Origin of the sequence: Enteractinococcus helveticum, assembly GCF_001657475.1 — a bacterium.
Taxonomy (GTDB): Bacteria; Actinomycetota; Actinomycetes; order Actinomycetales; family Micrococcaceae; genus Yaniella; species Yaniella helvetica.
Genome location: NZ_LXEY01000017.1, coordinates 143577 through 162845, shown reverse-complemented (window position 1 = coordinate 162845; position 19269 = coordinate 143577). Strand labels below are relative to the sequence as shown.

Sequence of the window (19269 nt, the reverse complement as noted above, 5' to 3'; positions counted from 1 at the left end):
AGCCTCATGTCTGAAACCACCATCGAAACCACCGGAGCGGTGGTCAGCCTGGAAGAAGCTGAAACCATCCGCCAATTTCTCTACCGCGAAGCCCGCCTGCTCGATGACCGCGACTTTGATGCCTGGCTGGAATGCTACCGACAAGACGCGCCCTTCTGGATGCCCGCTTGGGACGTTGATGAAACCCTGACCACCGATCCTCAAACCGAGATTTCACTGATCTACTACCCGGATCGCTCCGGCATCGAAGATCGAGTGTTCCGGATCAAGACCGAACGCTCCTCGGCAACGTCAATCCCAGAGCCGCGCACCGGTCATAACCTCACCGACATCGAGTTCCTCTCCCGCGATGAACAGGACCCAAATCTGGTCAAGGTGCGGTTCAACTGGTTCACCCTGTACTACCGATACAACACCACAACCACCTATTTCGGCACCAGCTTCTACACCATCGACCTCGCCGGTGTCACACCTTTGATCGCCGAGAAGAAAGTCATTTTGAAAAATGACTACATCCACCATTTGATCGACGTCTACATGATCTAACCGCCAAGACCTGAGCCACATCCGTTTGCCGCCCAGTCGGCCCGCACCAACTGGGTGGCATGCGGAATTCCCCTAGTTTTTTCGAGGTTGTACCAATGACGAGCAATGAAGTAGCCCTAGCATTTGAAGACGGCGTCACCCGCATGATCCGCGTCGGAAGATTCGAAACAATCATGGACGCCGCCTATAAAGCGCGCATCAACATCCCCTCCGACTGTCGAGACGGCGCCTGCGGAACCTGCAAATCCCTGTGTATCTCCGGCGAATTTGATCCGGGTGATTTCATCGACGACGCTATGACCGAAGACGAACTGGACCGTGGCTACCTTTTAACCTGCCAGGCCGAGCCTGAAACCGATATGGTCATCGAAGTGCCCGGCACCTCCGAGATGGCCAAAACCTCGGCCGCACAATTCCAGGCGACTATCACCGAACTGATCCACCACTCGGATTCCACCGTCTCGTTCTCGCTGGACGTCCAAGACCGTGACGACCTGGCCTTCCTACCCGGCCAATACATGAACGTGCAGGTTCCCGGCACCGACCAGCAACGCTCTTATTCCTTTAGCTCCGGCACCAAAGACGACCACGCCTCGTTCATGGTTCGCATCACGCCAGAAGGGGCGATGAGTACATATCTGGCCCAACGTGCCAAGGTCGGCGATGAACTGACTATGACCGGCCCCTTCGGTAGCTTCTTCCTACGTGCCCCGCAGCGCCGCATGCTGCTACTGGCTGGTGGCACTGGGCTAGCGCCCATCTTGTCGATGCTTGAAAAAATGGTCACCGATAACGTCACCCAACCGGCTCACCTGATTTATGGCGTCACTAACGACATCGACGTCGTCGGACGGGATCTGCTGGATGCCTATGTCGAGAAATTGCCTAATTTCAGCTACACCTACTGCGTCTCCAGCCCCGAGACCACGCACGAAAATACCGGGTATGTGACCGCCTACATCCAGAACGAACATCTGGACGACGGCGACGTCGACGTCTACCTGTGCGGCCCACCGGCCATGGTCAATGCGGTGGAGGGCTGGTTCACCGACGAGAGGATCACCCCGGCAAACTTCTACTTTGAACGTTTTGCCCCCAAGGCCACCACCGACGGCGACGAGGAAACTGGCGCACCGGTGAGCACACAAGTGCTGGCTGAAGCCGGCGAACAGATTTCTGCTGCCCAAGCCGTCTCGACCATAGAAACCGGTCGGCTGTCATTTCGTACCGAAGACTCAATGGCCCATCTGGACGCCCGCATGGGACTGGAATTGGCGGTTAGCGAGTTGATGATCGGCAACCTATCGGCAGAACAGCTCAAGCGGTTCCGCCGACTGGCCGAACAGATCCAAGAACACCTCTCGGCCGCCGGGGATGCGGTGGTCGACGTCGACGGATTTATCCGCTCCAATGATGCGTTTCACGAATATCTGTTTAGCCTGTGCGATAATCCCACCTTCTTTGACTCCTACCGTAGGCTCGATGTCTCAGCACAGATGGGCGAAGCGCTAGCCGATAGTTGCTGGTTAGCACCAGAGATCACGCAGGAACACTTCGATCTCGTCGATGCGCTTGAGCGCGAAGATTTGGCTGCCGTGCGCCAAATTATCCTGTCGCACAACGATTTCTGTCGCCATACGATGCGTACAGCCATCGAACAAGAAGTTGCTGCATGATGCATAATGACCACGCACAAGGGATTCTGGATGGAAAAGTCGTTCTGGTTACGGGCGCGGCTCAGGGCATTGGCCGAGAAGTCGCACGCGTCGCAGCAGACCAGGCCGCCTGCCTGGTCCTCGTGGACCGCGCTGAACAAGTAGCCCAGGTCGCTGAAGAACTGCCAGCCTCCGCCAAGGCGGTGCACGTGTTGGCCGATCTGGAAACCTGGGCTGGCGCCGAAGCCGCCGTCGCCTATGCCCTGGAACAGTTTGATCGCATTGATGTGTGTATCAACGCGGTGGGCGGCACAATCTGGGCACGTCCCTTTGAGCATTACGACCCCGAAAAGATTCAAGCCGAGATCACCCGGTCGCTGTTTCCGACCCTGTGGATGACCCGAGCAGTACTCCCGTCCATGAAAGCTCAGGGGGCTGGCACGATCGTCAACGTGTCATCGATTGCCACCCGTGGGATTAACCGGGTACCTTATTCGGCGGCCAAGGGTGGGGTCAACGCCTTAACCTCCGCACTGGCGATGGAAGCGGCAGCCGATGGGATCCGCGTGGTCGCCACCGCACCCGGCGGCACCCAGGCCCCGGCCCGGACCATCCCACGCGGGCCCGGTCCGGAGGGTGCACAAGAGCAACAGTGGATGCAGCAGGTCGTGGACCAAACGGTGGACTCCACATTAATGCAGCGTTACGGCACGCTACGCGAACAGGCTGAACCAATTGTGTTCTTGGCCTCAGATGCGGCATCGTACATAACAGGTACCGTGCTGCCCGTGGGTGGCGGCGACCAAGGAATGTAGGGGAGGAACGACTGCGTGCGCACAGCGCATTACGGACTGGAAGGCCCACCACATTGGTCGGCCAGTCAACGAGCCCTTGAGGCAGTGACCCGCGAACGGGACTGCGGCGGCGGGATGGTCATCATTGAAGGTCGCCGCGGTGCCGGACGCACCAGCATCCTGCACACCATCTACCAACACTTTCGCAACGACGCTCGATACGTGGTCGTAGAACAGTGGGTGCGCTCGCTGCCCCTGGCGTTCTTCGAACGACTCGTGGAAGTCACCGCACCGGACGTGCACGCTCGCCTCTTCCCGCAACTAACTGCAGCCTTTGACCAGCCCGAGGCCTCCCTGGGGCCGGAATTCATCGATGCGTGTCAGCAAGTATTAGACCACTGGAGTCAAGCCGGGAAACTGGTGGTGTTAGTCGATGACATTCACCTGGCGGATCCCCATAGTCAAATGTTGCTGAGCTACTTGGCCCGACGAATCCACGACACCGGGGCCGTGATGATCCTATCGGTGCCCAGCCCCATCCCGGAGATCACAGGTGATCTCGAGACGCTGCTACACAACCCGGTCAGCTCTCGGGTGACCGTGACACCGTTAGATCATGCTGCCATCCAGTACCTGGCGCACTCAATGGGCATCTACGAATTGGACTCGACCGCCGTCACAGCACTCATTGATCACACGGGTGGGTGGCTGGAGTATGTGGTCCAGACGCTCCGTGTGCTGCCGGATGGCCAATGGCCCCTGGAACCCGGGCGCCTGCCGCTGCCTGAGCGCATTGTTGCAGAAGTCATGGATCCGCTGCGAGGCTGCGACCAGCCGGATGTTTGGAAGCTGGTGTGTGCACTGGCCATTTTGGAAGATCCACCCGGATTGCATGTCTTGGAGAACGTGGCCGACACCCAAGACCTCATCTTGGCAATTGACCAGGCTGTAGCTATCGGTGTACTGCACGACGGCGTGCTGAGTAACGCCTATAATACCGACCAGCTCCAACTGCGTTTCGTCCACCCGATGGCACAACGGGTCATCACCCAACAACTGCGACCCTCGGAGCATCGGCTCTATCATCTACGCGCTGCCCAATACACCGAAAACCATGGCCAACGGCTACTTCACCAGGCGGCTGCCACGTTGACTCGCGACGACGTCCTTGGCGGACAGATCATCCGGTTTGCTGAGCGACTTGGCCGCACCGGGCGGTGGGAACAGGCCGCAAGATTTCGCATCGCCGCAGCCCGGTTGATGACCTCCGATAGTCAACGGCAATCCGAGATCCTGAAGGGCGTTGACGCGTTGGTATCCGCCGGTCAGATCACTGCGGCTGTGCCGTGGCTGCCCATTATTGAGGCCATGCCGTCGTCTTCCGCCCGCCAGTCTGTGCTTGGTCATGTTGCATTACACCAGGGCAGGCCAGCCGATGCAGGCCACCTGTTGCAACAAGCTCGCCAGGGGACTACTCAAGCAGAACTGCAATCGATCGTGGCGCTGCGGCGTTGCCTCGACATGTTGTGCAACTGGGATGCTGCTGGAATTACGGAGTCTGCCAGGGCGGCGGCCGAGCTATCTCGGCCGGGTGACTCCAGTCAGATTGAGGCCCTTGCCATTCAAGGGGTGGGGTTGGCCGCCCAAGGTCTCACCGAATCCGCCGATGAGTCCTTACTCAGGGCCGCGATGGACAGTGACGACGGACCACAGCACCAGCGGTATCGGCTGTGTGCCGGTTGGGTGGCCCTACTGGAAGGCAACTTACGTACTGCCTACCGTGAATTCGAAGCAGCCTTACCAACTCAGGCCCGTGGCGGGTCATTACGCATCTCGTTATGGGCCCAAGCCTGGTTAGCCAGGGTGCAATTTCTGCAGGGTGACTGGGATGGCGCGCTGCAAGGCTGTCTCGACGGCATTCGGCGCGCCGAACATGCTGGCATTGAAGTCATGCTGCCCATGCTGGAATGGACCGCACGAGAGATCCAGCTGTGGCGCGGCGAGGATCCGCAGCGAGCCTGGTGGCAGGACACCGGTCGCAGCCAACTCCGCGGCTACGTTGCGATGGAAGTACCTGCTCGAATGATCCGCGCAGTGGAATGCAAAGTCAAAAACGACCAAGAAGGTGCCCTGGCTGCCTTGTTGCCATTGACTGAAATCGACCCGTGGACCGAAACGCAAGTCTCGTTCTGGCATTGGCAACCTGAACTCATCCACGCGCTCATCGCAGCTGACCGCTTGGATGAAGCAGCTGAAATCACCGAAGACTTCGTTAGATGCACCGAACACGCTCCACGATTCGTACGAGCAACAGCCATAGCTTCCCAAGCCAGGATCGCCGCTGCTCGAAAAGACATCGATGAAGCAGAGCAGCTTTTTCAACAAACGCTCAAACTGACGTCGATGGACGGCAACGCGACCTATCACAGTCATTATTTATTTGCTTACGGGCAGATGTTGCGACGAACCGGCCGCCGAAGAGATGCTGCTCGTCGGTTGGTCAGCGCCCGGGAATTCTTTCAAAACGTCAACGCGGCCTCGATGGTGGACCGATGTAATCAGGAACTTCGTGCCACCGGCATGCTGCAACATCGTGAACCTGATGTTGCAGCAAGCACGGTAGGCCTGCCAAATGAGACGTATCCTGCAGTAGAGCTGACTCCTCAAGAACATGCGATCTCCAAACTGGTGGTGCAAGGGCTAACGAATAAAGAAACAGCCCGTCGCCTGTTTATTGCTGAAAAGACAGTGCAATATCACCTGACCCGGATCTACTCGAAATTCGCGATTCGCTCCCGCACCGAATTAGCCCGCGTCTATCCCAATGGCACTGAGCTGTTCGACGACGACGAAGGACCCTTTCGTGCTTTCTCTGAAAACCAGTAAGCTCGGCCTGCCATTCTCACTTGTCAAGCGGGACCTTGAATAGGCTGCCGCATGGAGCCGCACTTTCAAGAAATTCCACAGCTGGCGAAGAATTGTCCAACAATTAGTGCAATACGCGGCAACAAAGCTAGTAACGAGTTTCAACCACGACCCGGTGGTACCGGGTAGTCCGCGCGGTTCTGCCTCCATGGCATGTTTCTCGCTCTTCCTCAGACTGATGGCGAATTGTACGATCACATGGGATTCAATCGTTCCTGATAATGGATGAGCGCTATACGCGCCCAAAGTGCCCCGAGGATCCCTCCCAATCGTTCGCTCTTACCGAACAGCCTGGGCACGATTTCCTAAGATTTGAGAAATCGGGGCATTTTAATGTTCAAGAAACGCTTCGATTGTTCACGGAGGCTTTAGTCGACCATCATGTCTATGTTCTGTCTTGGATTACTAGTAGCCATGCCGTGCGGATTGAGTGTTGCAAGTTCGAGCGGATGTTGTCAGTTAATGGCTAAGCGTGGCGGCTGCTTGGCCTAGTCGCCTAGCGCGTTGTGGAGCCGGAGTGTCACGACACTCCTTGTCTGGAGGGTCGGGGAAACGATGCGTGCCAAGCGACTTCGGCAATGAGGACTAGACCCCACTTCTGGCTACTCGTATGATGTGACATAGTTAACAGAAATTGTCAATCATTCTCATATGCGGAACGATCATTCTCAATCGCCTAACACGAGGGATTGGTGTTGTCTACCCCTAATCATCGCCCATTTGCCGCATGGTTTCGCGGTTGACACTGTCTAAACCGACTGGAAAAGTTACGTTTCATCGCTGAGTGCACCTCAGACATCTATGTCCGAAACAGCTCTTCGTTCCCACGAGCGAAGAACGACCATGAAGTTCAACTTTCACCTGATAGGAGCGGTCGATGTCCCAGCCACAGTCTGTAGAAGATGTCAAGAAACTCATCAAAGAACATGACATTGAGTTTATTTTTGCCTCATTCACCGAAATTCGGGGTAAGTCCAGCGCCAAGCTGGTACCAGCAAGTCAAGTTGATGAGCTCTTCAGCGAGGGGGTAGGCTTCGCAGGCTTTGCAGCTGGAGAAATCGGCCAGGGCCCTCAGAGCCCAGACATCGAAGTTATTCCAGATCCCCGAACCTTCCGCATTGTGCCTTGGAAGAAGGGCCTAGCTCACGTCATCGGTAACGCCACGGTCGAGGGCAAACCTTGGGAGTATTGCCCACGAACCATCTTGCAGAACCAAATGAAGAAAGCTGAAGAACAGGGCTTCGTCTTCAAGCTTGGTTTCGAAGCAGAATTCATGCTGGTGGACTTCGACGAGGACGGCAAACTCCAGGTCGCCGACAAATACGATAACTGGGGGCGTCCGTGCTACGACGTCAAAGCCCTGACTCGTCAGTATGAACTGATGACTCGTCTGTCGAACTACGTGACTGAGCTTGGCTGGGAAAACTACGCTGTGGACCACGAAGACGGCAACGGACAGTTCGAAATCAATGTCACCTTCTCAGACGCACTGGAAACGGCTGACCGATCAGTGTTCTTCCGGTACATGGTTGACGCACTTGCTGAAGAATTCGGCATGATTGCCACCTTCATGCCAAAACCATTTACCGATAACACCGGTAATGGCATGCACTACACCATGAGCCTGTGGGATAAAGACACCGACGAGAATCTCTTCCTGGATAAAAACGATCCACGCGGTCTCGACCTGTCCGAAGTCGGCTATCAATTCACCGCCGGTATTCTGGACCACGCACGGGGCTACATGGCCATGGTTGCGCCGACCGTCAACTCATATAAGCGACTCAAAGCCGGTACGGAAACGGTTCGCACCTGGGTGCCAGTGGCCATGACCTACGGTGGCAACAACCGCACGCAGATGATGCGTATCGCCCGCTCCGGTGCCATCGAAGACCGCACACCAGACTTCTCCGGCAGCACCTACCTGGGCTTCACGGCCGCCTTAGCGTCCGGCTTGGACGGCATCCAGCGCAAACTGGATCCGGGTGAACCAAATGATCTCGATCTCTACCTGACGCCGCCACGCGAGATCGAGCGTCGCGGCATTCGCACCCTGCCACACTCCCTGATGGAATCGATCCACTACCTTGTCAAAGACGACGTCCTGCGCGAAGCGTTTGGTCAGGTACCCCTCGACGACGAATTCGGGCGTCCATCCGACGAAACCGAAGCATTCGTCGACCACTACGCTCGCATCAAGCGCGCTGAGTACCACAAGGTGACTGACGAAGTCACTACCCATGAAATTGATCTCTACCTGCGCTTCCCGTAAGTCGGGAAGTTCCTAGCAAGGTCTAACCCAAGGGACGTGACCCAATGAATCTCGCCTCACTCACATTGACAAACATACAAGCCGCAACAGCGGACGTGAACGACCAAGTGGCCGAACTCTTCCAGTTCCACCGCGGTCAAGACGTATTCTTCATGCTGATGCTCGTTGCGTTCTTGATGATGTTCATCCGACGCTACGAATGGGGAGTCGCACTGGCAACACTGCTAGTGTTTGCCACCTCCTTCCCGCTGTATATCCTCGCGCAGACCGGAATATTCGGCGCCGAATTAGGCATTGAGTTGATCATCGGAGCAGCCTTTGCCGCGATCACATTGGTGATTGCGATCGGCGTGTTCTTGGGTCACATCTCTACTATTTCGTACATATTGGTGGGCGTTTTATTCGTCCCCAGCTACATATTCATCGAATGGTTCTTATTTACTTTTTTGGAGAACGTGGCGGACGCAGGCGGCTCGATTCTGGTCCACATGTTCGCTGCCTACTGGGGCCTTGGCGTCATTCTTGGCCTACGGAATAAAGCCGTGAACCAAGAACCTGCAGCCACTAGTGTGCACTCTGTGTCCTTCGTATGGTTGGCTTCGATGTTGCTGATGGTCCTGTGGCCATCCTTTGTAACAGCATTGCTACCACCAGAAGACATCATCCCTGGCATGGCCAACACCTACCTGGCGATGGTGGCTTCAATCCTGGTGACCTACGTGATACTTTGGGCACTGAAACGCACTATTGATCCGTTGGTCTTTACCTACGCCATCCTGGCCGGTGGGGTTGCCATTGGCGCAAGTGTTGATCTTGCAAACCCTTGGCAATCCTGGGTCATCGGACTCATTGCGGGTGCGGTGTCCACACTCTCCTTCCTGTTCCTCGACGAATGGTTGCGGGGCAAGACCGGAGTGTGGGACACCATGGGTGTGCACAACCTGCACGGCGTCCCTGGGATCGTCGGCGGGCTAGCGCCCATAGTGCTTGGCGTTGCCGGTGGCTCACAAGCTATCGCGGTCATCGGCACGCTCGTCATCGCGTTGATCCTAGGCGCCATCGTCGGATTGATTCTGAGGATTATGCCGCGGCCAACCAAGATGCTCGACGATGCCGAAGCGTTCCCCGCCGAAGAGATGCGCGCCACAGACCCTGCCTAGTGCAGGAAAACTTTACCAACCACATAAGAAACTAGGAGGTCTATCCATGTGTGGAATCGCTGGGATCCAACTGCGAAACGAGTCCCTCGCCTCGCAGCTCGGATCACTCATGCATGAGATGGTCGAAGGAATCGTTGTTCGCGGTCCAGACTCTGCCGGGGTCGCGTTGTACGGGGACCCAGAACGAGTACCCGACGACTACTCGTCGGTATCCCTGCTCAACGCTCCGTCGGACATTAAAGAACTCGTGTCTGCCAAACTGCCCGAGGCTGATGTCAGCGTCGAAGACATGGCCGAGACCACCTTTATTCGAGCCAAAGTACCAGTCAAGGAACTGGTCCTGATTGCTCGTGAAGTCGCGCCAGATGCTTCCGTGATCGGCAGCGGTGAAGACAGCGTTGTATACAAAGGCGTTGGCAACCCACTGGACCTGCGCGAAACTTACCGCTTGGCAGATGCCACCGGATACCAGGGCGTTATCCACACGCGCCTGGCCACCGAATCCGCCATCGATGCCGAAGGCGCACACCCATACTCGGTCAACGGTCTGTCGATCGTGCACAACGGCTCATTTTCCAACCACGCGACCATCCGTCGCGACCTGATGGAAAAAGGCGTTGAATTCGACTCGCAGAACGACACCGAAGTTGCCGCTCGCTACATCTCCTACCGGATGCAGGAGCTGGGCGAAAGCCTGGATGAAGCAGCCGAAGCACTCAGCGAAAACTTTGATGGCTTCTACACGCTACTGATCACCACCGAAGACAGCTTTGCTGTGGCGCGGGATCAGTACGCGTGCAAACCAGCCATCATCGCCGAGCACCCTGACTGGGTTGCCATGGCCTCGGAATTCCAAGCCATCTCGCACCTGCCAGGTATGGACGACGCGAAAATTTTCGAACCAGCTCCAGGGAAGGTGTACACATGGAAACGCTAACCGACACCACCGTGGAATACGATCTGTCGCAACACACCGTTCGTGAACTAAACGCCGAACTCCACGCACCAACCGCAAAAAACTACAAAGTGCTCAAACCGATGGGTGTGCACTCCGTAGCGGTGGGAATCAACGACGACATCAACGTCGAAATTGACGGCGACGTCGGATATTTCTGTGCCGGCATGCACAAGACGGGCAAAGTCACCGTCAACGGCATGGCCGGACCAGGAGTTGCCGAAAACATGATGTCGGGCGTCGTGCACGTCAAAGGACACGCATCGCAATCGGCTGCTGCCACCGCCCACGGTGGTCTGCTGGTCGTTGACGGCAATGCATCCACCCGCTGTGGCATCTCGCTCAAAGGCGGCGACATCGTCGTCAAAGGCAACATCGGTGCAATGAGTGCCTTTATGGCACAGGCCGGCCGCATTGTGGTGTGTGGCGATGCAGGAGAAGCCCTGGGCGACTCTATTTTCGAAGCGCGTCTGTATGTCCGCGGCAGCGTTGCCTCCCTAGGTGCCGACTGCGTTGCCAAAGAAATGCGTGAAGAGCACCGCGAAGAACTGGTGCAGCTACTCAAAGATGCCGGAATGGAAGACGAAGCCAACGATGCTGCTTACGTTGACTCCTTTACCCGGTATGGATCCGCACGTACCCTGTACCACTTCAATTCTGGAGAGAGTGAATGAGAAGCCCTGAAGATCGTGGACTCCGTGAGTCCGCAATTTTTGATAAAGCATCCATCGCCGCAATTCAGCACGCTGCCGAAACCGGCGTGTACGACATCCGTGGCTTTGGTGCAAAACGAAAAGTCCCACACTTTGATGACCTGCTGTTCCTGGGCTCGGCGATCTCCCGTTACCCGATGGAAGGCTATCGCGAACGCTGCGATACCGATATCACCACCGGTGAGGCAACCGCGGCACGCCCGATGCAGCTGGACATCCCGATCACCATCGCGGGTATGAGCTTCGGCGCGCTATCAGCTAACGCCAAAGAAGCCCTGGGCCGAGGTGCATCGGCCATGGGTACCTCAACCACCACCGGTGACGGCGGGATGACCGAAGAAGAACGTGGTCACTCCTCCAAATTGGTTTACCAGCTGCTGCCATCCCGTTATGGGATGAACCCGGATCACCTGCGTCGTGCAGACGCCATTGAAGTGGTTGTCTCGCAGGGTGCAAAACCAGGTGGTTCCGGCATGTTGCTGGGGCAGAAAATTTCCGCGCGTGTTGCTGAAATGCGCACCCTGCCCGAAGGTATCGACCAGCGTTCTGCATGCCGTCACCCAGACTGGACCGGTCCGGATGACCTGACCTTGAAGATTCAGGAACTGCGGGAAATCACCGACTGGCAAGTTCCAATCCACGTGAAAGTGGCTGCGTCTCGTCCGTACTACGACACCAAACTGGCAGTTGCTGCCGGTGCCGACGTCGTCGTCGTTGATGGTATGCAGGGTGGAACCGCGGCAACTCAGGAAGTGTTCATTGAACACGTTGGTATCCCAACCCTGGCCGCCATCGGTCCGGCAGTGAAGGCGCTGAAGGAAATGGGTGTGCACCGCAAGGTCAAGCTCATCATCTCCGGTGGTATCCGCTCCGGTGCCGACGTCGCCAAGGCCCTAGCATTGGGTGCCGACGCGTGTGCAATCGGTACTGCTGCGCTGATCGCACTGGGTGACAACCACCCGCAGTGGGCCGAAGAATACGAAAAAATCGGTTCCGCCGCCGGCTACTACGACGACTACCAGGCAGGCCAGGACCCCGCGGGTATTTCCACCCAGGATCCGAAACTGTCGGCACGTCTGGACCCGATCGCCGCTGGTAAGCGCCTGGCCAACTACCTGCAGGTACTCACCCTGGAAGCCCAAACCATTGCACGGGCTTGCGGTAAGTCGCACGTGACTCACCTGGAACCAGAAGACCTGGTGGCGCTGACTATGGAAGCGTCCGCCATGACCGGGCTTCCACTGGCCGGTACCGACTGGGTCGTGGGCCAAAACGGTCGATAGTTCAACACCAGAACTATGACTAAGAAGAGTCGATAATTCCATACAACTCTGCCGTCCGGGCGCTCAATCCGGGCGGCAGAGTCGTACCAGAAAACACATTGGGCCGGACAGAACCGCCTGAAGGGAGCTGTCGCTGGGTATTCATCACATTTTGAATGGTTAGTAGACAACGAGTCAGCACCACGCTTTTTCACAGGCGCGCACCACACGGGTCATGCGCCAGGAAAACTTCAGGAAGGAACTGAACGACAATGATCGACTCACGGGAAAAACTTAAAGCACAAGCCGAAAAAGACGGCATCGAATTCTTCATGGCCATGGGAACCGAAGTCAACGGTAAACCCAACGCCTCGGTGGCCCCCGCCCAATACATTGATGATCTGCTCGACAACGGTGCAGCCTTTGCTGGTTTCGCATCCGGGGGTCTGTGGCAAGAACCTTCCGACGGCGACATCGCCTACATCCCAGACCCATCTACCTACACCCAGCTGCCATGGCGTAAAGAAATGGCCGTGCTGATGAGCTTCCCGCACGTCAACGGGGAACTGTGGCCGTATGCCTCCCAGAACATCCTGAAACGTCTGATGGAAGAGGTTCAAGAGGAATTCGGGTGGACTTATAAGACCGGGATGGAACCAGAATTCTTCTTGGTCAAACACAATGACGATGGCAGCATCCGCATTGCTGACTCACTGGATACCTCGGTCAAACCCTGCTATCACGCCTACGGCATCGAACGTTCCTGGCCTTATCTGTCCAAACTGTCCCGATACATTAACAAAATGGGCTGGGGCAACCCCGCCATCGACTCGGAAGACGGCAACGGTCAGTACGAAATCAACATCGATTACTCCGATGCCATGACCACCTCCGACCGACTGATCATGACCCACTACATGGCCCACTCGGTTGCCTTCCAAGAAGGCAACGGGGTGATCCCAACGTTTATGGGTAAACCATTTACCAACAACACTGGTAACGGTCTGAACACCCACTTCAGTCTGTGGGATCAAGATGGTTGCAACATCTTCCAAGACGATAATGATCGCTTCGGGCTGTCCAAGATCGGCTACCACTTCATTGCTGGGGTATTGGCCAATGCTCGCGGCATGCAGGCGCTGATCGGTTCCAACGTCAACGCATATAAGCGCATTGGTGTGCCACACCCGAGCTCCGGTTCGACCTGGACCCCAACCCACGTCATGTACGGCGGCAACAACCGTACCACCATGCTGCGCATCCCAGACGGTGGACGCGTTGAGCACCGCGGTGTTGACGGCGGCGCCAGCCCGCACCTGGCATCGGCTGCTATCCTGGCCGCCGGAATTGACGGGATTCGTCGCGAACTGGATCCGGGCGAATGCATGGAAGAACGCAACACCTACACCATGAGCCGCAAAGAACTGGCCGATTTCGATCCGCTACCCGCAACCCTGTGGGAAGCCGCCAACGAACTCCAACAAAACGACATCATGCGCAAAGCCATGGGCTCGGGCCCACACGGCGACTTCGTGGATTTCTACGCCGAAGAAAAACGCAAAGAATTTGCGCTCTACCACAACCAGGTCACCCAGTGGGAGATCGACAACTACCTGATGGGTCCAATGCCTATGTGGTAGATCGCTGTTTCCTACATTAGACTTTCCAACGAAACTGGGCCGGTGCATCCGGCCCAGTTTCGTCTTTAAGTCCATGCAATGCTGTGCCGTGAGGCTGATGGCTTGCAGCGTCGATGTGATCGAAGATGATCCCACGATGCCAATGCACATCGGTTAGCGCTAAGTGTTCTTCGTCCACCTCCAGAGATGCCCCATAACCAGATGGTGAGGGACGCTTATGTGGTGAACACCTGTTCCAAACCGGGTCAGCGATACTTTGAATTCGACTATTCAAAGCACAGCCCCCTGTTCCTTTGGATAGCAGTCATGTTAGCGTGAGTCACATCACGGAAAGCGTCCCCCGGGTGCAACATATCCATAAGAGATGAAATCATCTGCCAAAGGTGAGGGAGGCAGTCATGACATCGACATCTGGGCCAGACGAGCAGGCCCCGACAACTGATGTGGTTGATACCGCCGATACCGGACAACGCGGGGCTTTTACCGTCACCCTTCAAGTGCAGCGGTATGTGCCAGAATTCCACGAAACACCCTATTGGGACAGCTGGACCGTCGAAATGCACGGAACTGACCGGGTGCTTGATGCGCTACATAAGATCAAATGGGAGCTGGATGGTTCGCTGACCTTTCGTCGCTCCTGTGCTCACGGTATCTGTGGTTCCGATGCGATGCGTATCAATGGGTTCAACCGTCTAGCATGTAAGGTCCTCCTCAAGGATCTCGACATCTCGAAGCCCATCATTGTGGAACCGCTCAAAGGTTTGCCGGTGGAAAAAGATTTGATCGTCGATATGGAGCCGTTTTTCCAGTCCTACCGTGAAATCTTGCCGTTTTTGATGAGCAACGATTACGAGCCGACCCATGAGCGATTTCAATCTATTGAAGAGCGGGAACGCTACGATGACACCACCAAATGCATTTTGTGTGCAGCGTGTACCGCGTCATGCCCAGTGTTCTGGACAGATGGGCAATACTTTGGACCGGCTGCCATCGTGAACGCTCACCATTTTATTTTCGACTCACGTGACGACGCCGGCGATCTGCGTCTCGAGGTTCTCAATGATAAAGAAGGCGTCTGGCGGTGTCGCACCATATTCAACTGCACAAATGCGTGTCCACGTGGCATTCAAGTCACCAAAGCCATTGCTGAGGTCAAGAACGCGATTCTCCAACACGCCCTCTGACGAGCACTCAACGACTTTTTAGGTGCCGCAGAAGGTCTGATACGTTTGCGCGAACGCCAGTGACGCCGGGCGTTCTAGATCCACAAGCTCATTGCGGCGAATATATGGGTCAGTGACGGCGTCGAAGAGGCGGTTGAAGGTTTCCAGATTCTCATGGGTCACGGCCTCTTCGATGGCGGCTTCGACCAAATGATTCCGGGGCACATAGACCGGGTTGTGCTCCGCGACGGCCTGGGCATCCGGGTTGAGCTCCAACCAGGACTTGTACCAGGCCATCAATTCTGGGGCCACATTCGCGGGAATCAACCCCGAGGAGGCGACGTTTGCCAGCTCGGCGAAAAATGACGTGTAATCCATGCTGGTGATCCGCAGGTTTTCTAGCAGTTGTGTGCCCAGGCTTGCGGCGTCGTCCTCGGCACTGAGCCCCAAGCGCGTGCGGAAGCGCTCGCCCCAGGCTTCAGAGTAGGTGGTTCGAAAGGTCATGACTGCTTCGGTGGCAGCAGTGACTGCCTCGTCTTGGGTCATGACTTGCTCGTCGTGCGGATGCATGATCACCGGCAGCATGGCTTCGGCGAAGCGTGCCAGGTTCCATTCGGCGATCACCGGTTGGTTGCCGTAGGCGTAGCGGCCCATGTAGTCAATGGAGGAGAACACTGCGTGGGGATCAAAGACATCCAGGAAGGCTACCGGACCGAAATCAATGGAGTGCCCGGCGATGGTCATGTTGTCGGTGTTCATGACACCGTGAATCATGCCGGCGTGCATCCAGTCGGCTATGAGCTCGGCCTGCTGGTGGACCGCCTGGGTTAGGAGGCCAAGCCCGGTGTTTTCGGGTTGTAGATTGGGGTAGTGGCGGGCCAGGCTGTAGTTGGTCAGCCGGGTGAGGAGCTCCAAGTCGTTGTGGGCCCGGGCGTATTGGAACGTCCCAACGCGGATGTGGGAGGGGCCGGTGCGGACTAATACGGCAGCGGGGTGTTTGGTTTCCCGCTGGATCGTCTTGCCGGTGGTGATGACTGCTAGCGCACGGGTGGTTGGGATGCCTAAGGCGTGAACGGCTTCTGAGATGAGGTATTCGCGCAGCATGGGGCCCAGGGCGGCATAACCATCGGAACCGGGGCGCGAGTACGGGGTAGGGCCCGTGCCCTTCAGGTGAATATCAATCAGCTCGTCGTTGACTGTGAGCTCACCGGTGAGAATGGCGCGACCGTCACCAAGCACTGGAACATAGTTGCCAAATTGGTGGCCGGAATAGCCTTGGGCCACGGCGGCGGTGGTCTCGGGCAGTGTGTGGCCCAGCAGGAAATTGATGCCTTCATCGGTGGTCAGCCAGTCGGCGTCCAAGCCGAGTTCGATTGCAAGTTGTCGGTTGAGCACCACCAGCTTTGGGTCCGGCGTAGGAGCTGGGGTTGCAGGCCGGACAAGTTCGGGGAAAGTCGTAGCGTACTGCGAGGTGAGGTTCGGCAGGCTCATATCTGCTCCTAAAGGTTCCGTTGCCTCACACAGTAGCCGTCACAGCGCACTTGCCGATAGGGGATGCGTCATGGGTGAACACATCAACGGCTTTGACCTGCGTAATCGTTAACCCCGAGGGCATTGTTGCCGATGTGGATGTTCACATAGAACAACGGCGCACTCGTGAGAAAATTGCTAGCAATTTTCTCACGAGGAACGGTACTTACGAAAACTATACGTCCCGTGGGGACTGATGCAGCTGTTCTAGTGGCCCTGGAATGCTTCGGCTAACCACCAGGAGCCGCCATCATTGGCAATCTTGGCGTCGATGACTAATGGTGCGGTGGGGGAGGAATCCAACCACTGCGTGACTGCAGCTAGATCGTCGACGTCACGCACCGTGATGCCGGTGGCACCGAAGCCGCGAGCGATCGCAGCGATATCGGTCTCCGGGAAGGTCACCGTGTCGTGGTCCTCTTCCGTAAAGTGATGGACTTCCGCACCGTAGGCGGCGTCGTTATAGACCAACACGACCAGCGGCATCTGGTAGCGCACGGCGGTTTCGAGTTCTTGGACTGCCATGAGAAAACCACCGTCGCCGGTGCCCAGTACTGCCAGACGGTTCGGTTGGGCCAGTGCGGAACCGATGGCGGTATACAGCCCCAACCCGATGGCCTGGAAGGCCTGAGTGAAGCAGAATCCGAACTCATCGGGCACATCCAGGTACTGAGAGGGATAGCCCATGAAGTTGCCCGAGTCGATGGACACGATCCGTTGGCTCGGCAGCAATTCGTTGAGCCGCTGAGTCACGGCCCGCGGGTCGACCACCGTGCCGGGCACGGAAAGGTCCTTTGTTTCGGTCTGATCCCAGCGTGCACCGGTGACGATGCGCTCGCGGATCGGCTCGGTGCGATACCGGACCGGTTGGTTGTTAGACAACAGCGCCATCGCATCGGTTGCGGTAGCTGCAGCATCGGCAACCACGCCGAGGCTGACAGGACGGTGGGCTCCGATGGCGGCGTCGTCGATATCGATCTGGACGATCTTGGTGTCAGCACCGATGAGCTTGCCACCGCGCATAGTCCACATGTTCAAGGCCGTACCAAAGGCGACGATCAGATCGGCACCGGTGATGAGCTCTGCGGTGAGCGGGGAAGAGAAGCCGCCGGAGATCCCGAGGTTATAGGCGTCGTCGTTAAACAGGCCCTTGGCAACCGCGCTGGTCGCCAGCAACGCACCGGTTTGTTGTGCCAGGGCGGTGATCTCGGACTTGGCGCAGCGACCCCCGCGTCCGGCGATAAACACTGGGCGTTCGGAACCCTCGAGCAGGTCCACGAATTGTGCCACTGCCCGGTGATCTGGGCGCTGGGCCTGCGCGGACTCGATGGTGATCCCGTGGATGCTGCCGACCGCGGGTGCGGCTTGGACATCCAGCGGCAGGTTCAGCACGATGGTGCGTCGCTCGCGCAGCGCGGTGCGATAAGCCCGAACCACATCGGCTATCGCGGTTTCGGGGGTGTGGATCCGGTGGGCCTCAGCACCCAGACTGGTCGCAAAACCGTCCTGGTCCATCGCAAAGTTGGAATGCAGTGCTCCGCGTGAGGCCTCGGCGGCCAGTACGAGCACCGGCGAATCCGACTTGGCGGCCTCACCGATCCCGGTGGCCGCATTCGTCAGCCCGCACCCCTGGTGCAAGGAGACCGCAGCAACCGTGTCCGACATGCGCGCGTACGCATCGGCCATTGTGGAGGCTCCGCCTTCGTGGCGGGTTGCGGTAAATGGCACGCCCGCAGCGCGCAGCGCATTGGTGACGTGGAAGTTGCCGGACCCGACCACCCCAAAGCAGTGGCCTATGCCCAGTTGTCCCAGCAGCGCGCCGATTTGATCCGCAACCGTCGTCATTCGTTTTATTCCTCCACGAGTGCATAAACACGGCACGGGGAAGCCGTACCGTTAACAATTGGCAGTGGTGCGACAACGATGACCGCACCACGGGTTGGCAGGTTCGCCAGGTTTTGGAGCGAGGTGATGCCGTATTTATCGTTGCCCAACAGGTGGTAGTGGATGGGAAACGGCGGATCCAGCTCAGCGCCTCTGCCCGCATCAATGCCCACGGTTTCCACCCCAATGCCCGAAATCTTGGTCTCCTCGGCCAGCCATTTGGCGCACTCAGCCGAGATGCCCGGGGTGTGCGAGCCGGTTTCGTCTTCGTTCAAAAACGCTTCTTGATCCTGGGCGTACTGATCCCACCCAGTTCGGAACAGCAACCACCCGTTTTCTGGCAGCGGGCCGTGCTCGGCTTCCCAAGCTTTGACGTGTTCAATTTCCAACAGGAAGTCGGGGTTCTGGGCCGACTCAGCCGAGAAGTCCAGGACGACGGCGTCGCCGATCAGGCGTTCTGGCTCAATCGAGGCGACGTCTTTACCGTCCTTACCGCTGATCCAGTGGATCGGTGCATCCAGGTGGGTGCCGATGTGCTCACCGGTGGCAATGTTGTTGTGCGACCAGAACGGGCCCTCGTCGTTGAAGTGCGCAACATTTTCCAGGCTAAAATCCACCAGGTTCGGAAACGGATCGGGCAGTCGCAAGGTCGGGGTATCAGCGGAAAGTTTATTCGTCAGGTCCAAGATCTGGATCTGTTGTTTTGCCAGAGCGCTGACGAATTGGCTCAGCGTCGAGGTGCTATTGCTGGTCACGGTCATGTTATTCCT

Annotated in this window: 14 protein-coding genes; 11 read left to right on the top strand and 3 right to left on the bottom strand. The window is 57.2% G+C overall.

The window, feature by feature from the left end:
- Positions 1 to 6 precede the first annotated feature (6 nt).
- From benB to A6F49_RS07010, 11 genes are all read left to right on the top strand, one after another.
- The gene (gene benB / locus A6F49_RS07060; RefSeq protein ID WP_043057707.1) at positions 7 to 546 is read left to right on the top strand and encodes a benzoate 1,2-dioxygenase small subunit; all 540 of its coding nucleotides are present in this window, start codon (positions 7 to 9) and stop codon (positions 544 to 546) included.
- Between the two features lie 95 nt (positions 547 to 641).
- On the top strand, positions 642 to 2222 hold the full coding sequence (benC, locus tag A6F49_RS07055) for a benzoate 1,2-dioxygenase electron transfer component BenC (protein WP_043057708.1): 1581 nt from the start codon (positions 642 to 644) through the stop codon (positions 2220 to 2222).
- Entirely contained in the window at positions 2219 to 3016 is a 798-nt protein-coding gene (benD, locus tag A6F49_RS07050) for a benzoate diol dehydrogenase BenD (RefSeq protein WP_327019952.1), read from the top strand. Before benC ends, benD begins: the two co-directional genes overlap by 4 nt.
- Positions 3017 to 3031: 15 nt before the next feature.
- On the top strand, positions 3032 to 5881 hold the full coding sequence (locus A6F49_RS07045; protein WP_043057709.1) for a helix-turn-helix transcriptional regulator: 2850 nt from the start codon (positions 3032 to 3034) through the stop codon (positions 5879 to 5881).
- 916 nt (positions 5882 to 6797) lie between these two features.
- Entirely contained in the window at positions 6798 to 8192 is a 1395-nt protein-coding gene (glnT, locus tag A6F49_RS07040; RefSeq protein ID WP_043057710.1) for a type III glutamate--ammonia ligase, read from the top strand.
- A 95-nt stretch (positions 8193 to 8287) separates the two neighbouring features.
- Positions 8288 to 9352: an ammonium transporter gene (locus A6F49_RS07035; RefSeq protein ID WP_235604899.1), complete on the top strand. Its 1065-nt coding sequence runs from the start codon at positions 8288 to 8290 to the stop codon at positions 9350 to 9352.
- Positions 9353 to 9398: 46 nt separating this feature from the next.
- Positions 9399 to 10289 carry a class II glutamine amidotransferase domain-containing protein gene (locus A6F49_RS07030; protein WP_043057712.1) on the top strand — a complete coding sequence of 297 codons (891 nt, stop codon included), beginning with the start codon at positions 9399 to 9401 and terminating at the stop codon, positions 10287 to 10289.
- Complete coding sequence (locus A6F49_RS07025; RefSeq protein WP_043057713.1) at positions 10277 to 10981, top strand: GltB/FmdC/FwdC-like GXGXG domain-containing protein; 705 nt, start codon at positions 10277 to 10279, stop codon at positions 10979 to 10981. The genes A6F49_RS07030 and A6F49_RS07025 overlap by 13 nt, the downstream gene beginning before the upstream one ends.
- Positions 10978 to 12303, top strand: a complete 1326-nt coding sequence (locus A6F49_RS07020) for an FMN-binding glutamate synthase family protein (protein WP_043057714.1) — start codon at positions 10978 to 10980, stop codon at positions 12301 to 12303. Before A6F49_RS07025 ends, A6F49_RS07020 begins: the two co-directional genes overlap by 4 nt.
- A 251-nt stretch (positions 12304 to 12554) precedes the next feature.
- Positions 12555 to 13922, top strand: a complete 1368-nt coding sequence (glnT, locus tag A6F49_RS07015; protein ID WP_043057715.1) for a type III glutamate--ammonia ligase — start codon at positions 12555 to 12557, stop codon at positions 13920 to 13922.
- Positions 13923 to 14320: 398 nt separating this feature from the next.
- On the top strand, positions 14321 to 15106 hold the full coding sequence (locus A6F49_RS07010) for a succinate dehydrogenase iron-sulfur subunit (protein ID WP_082911641.1): 786 nt from the start codon (positions 14321 to 14323) through the stop codon (positions 15104 to 15106).
- Positions 15107 to 15124: 18 nt separating this feature from the next.
- On the opposite strand, the gene A6F49_RS07005 is transcribed toward A6F49_RS07010, so the two are convergent.
- The 3 genes from A6F49_RS07005 to A6F49_RS06995 form a co-directional block, all read right to left on the bottom strand.
- Entirely contained in the window at positions 15125 to 16576 is a 1452-nt protein-coding gene (locus tag A6F49_RS07005) for a protein adenylyltransferase SelO (protein WP_043057716.1), read from the bottom strand.
- Between the two features lie 246 nt (positions 16577 to 16822).
- The gene (locus tag A6F49_RS07000; RefSeq protein WP_043057717.1) at positions 16823 to 18460 is read right to left on the bottom strand and encodes a thiamine pyrophosphate-binding protein; all 1638 of its coding nucleotides are present in this window, start codon (positions 18458 to 18460) and stop codon (positions 16823 to 16825) included.
- A 5-nt stretch (positions 18461 to 18465) separates the two neighbouring features.
- Entirely contained in the window at positions 18466 to 19260 is a 795-nt protein-coding gene (locus A6F49_RS06995) for a cyclase family protein (protein ID WP_043057718.1), read from the bottom strand.
- Between the last annotated feature and the right edge of the window lie 9 nt (positions 19261 to 19269).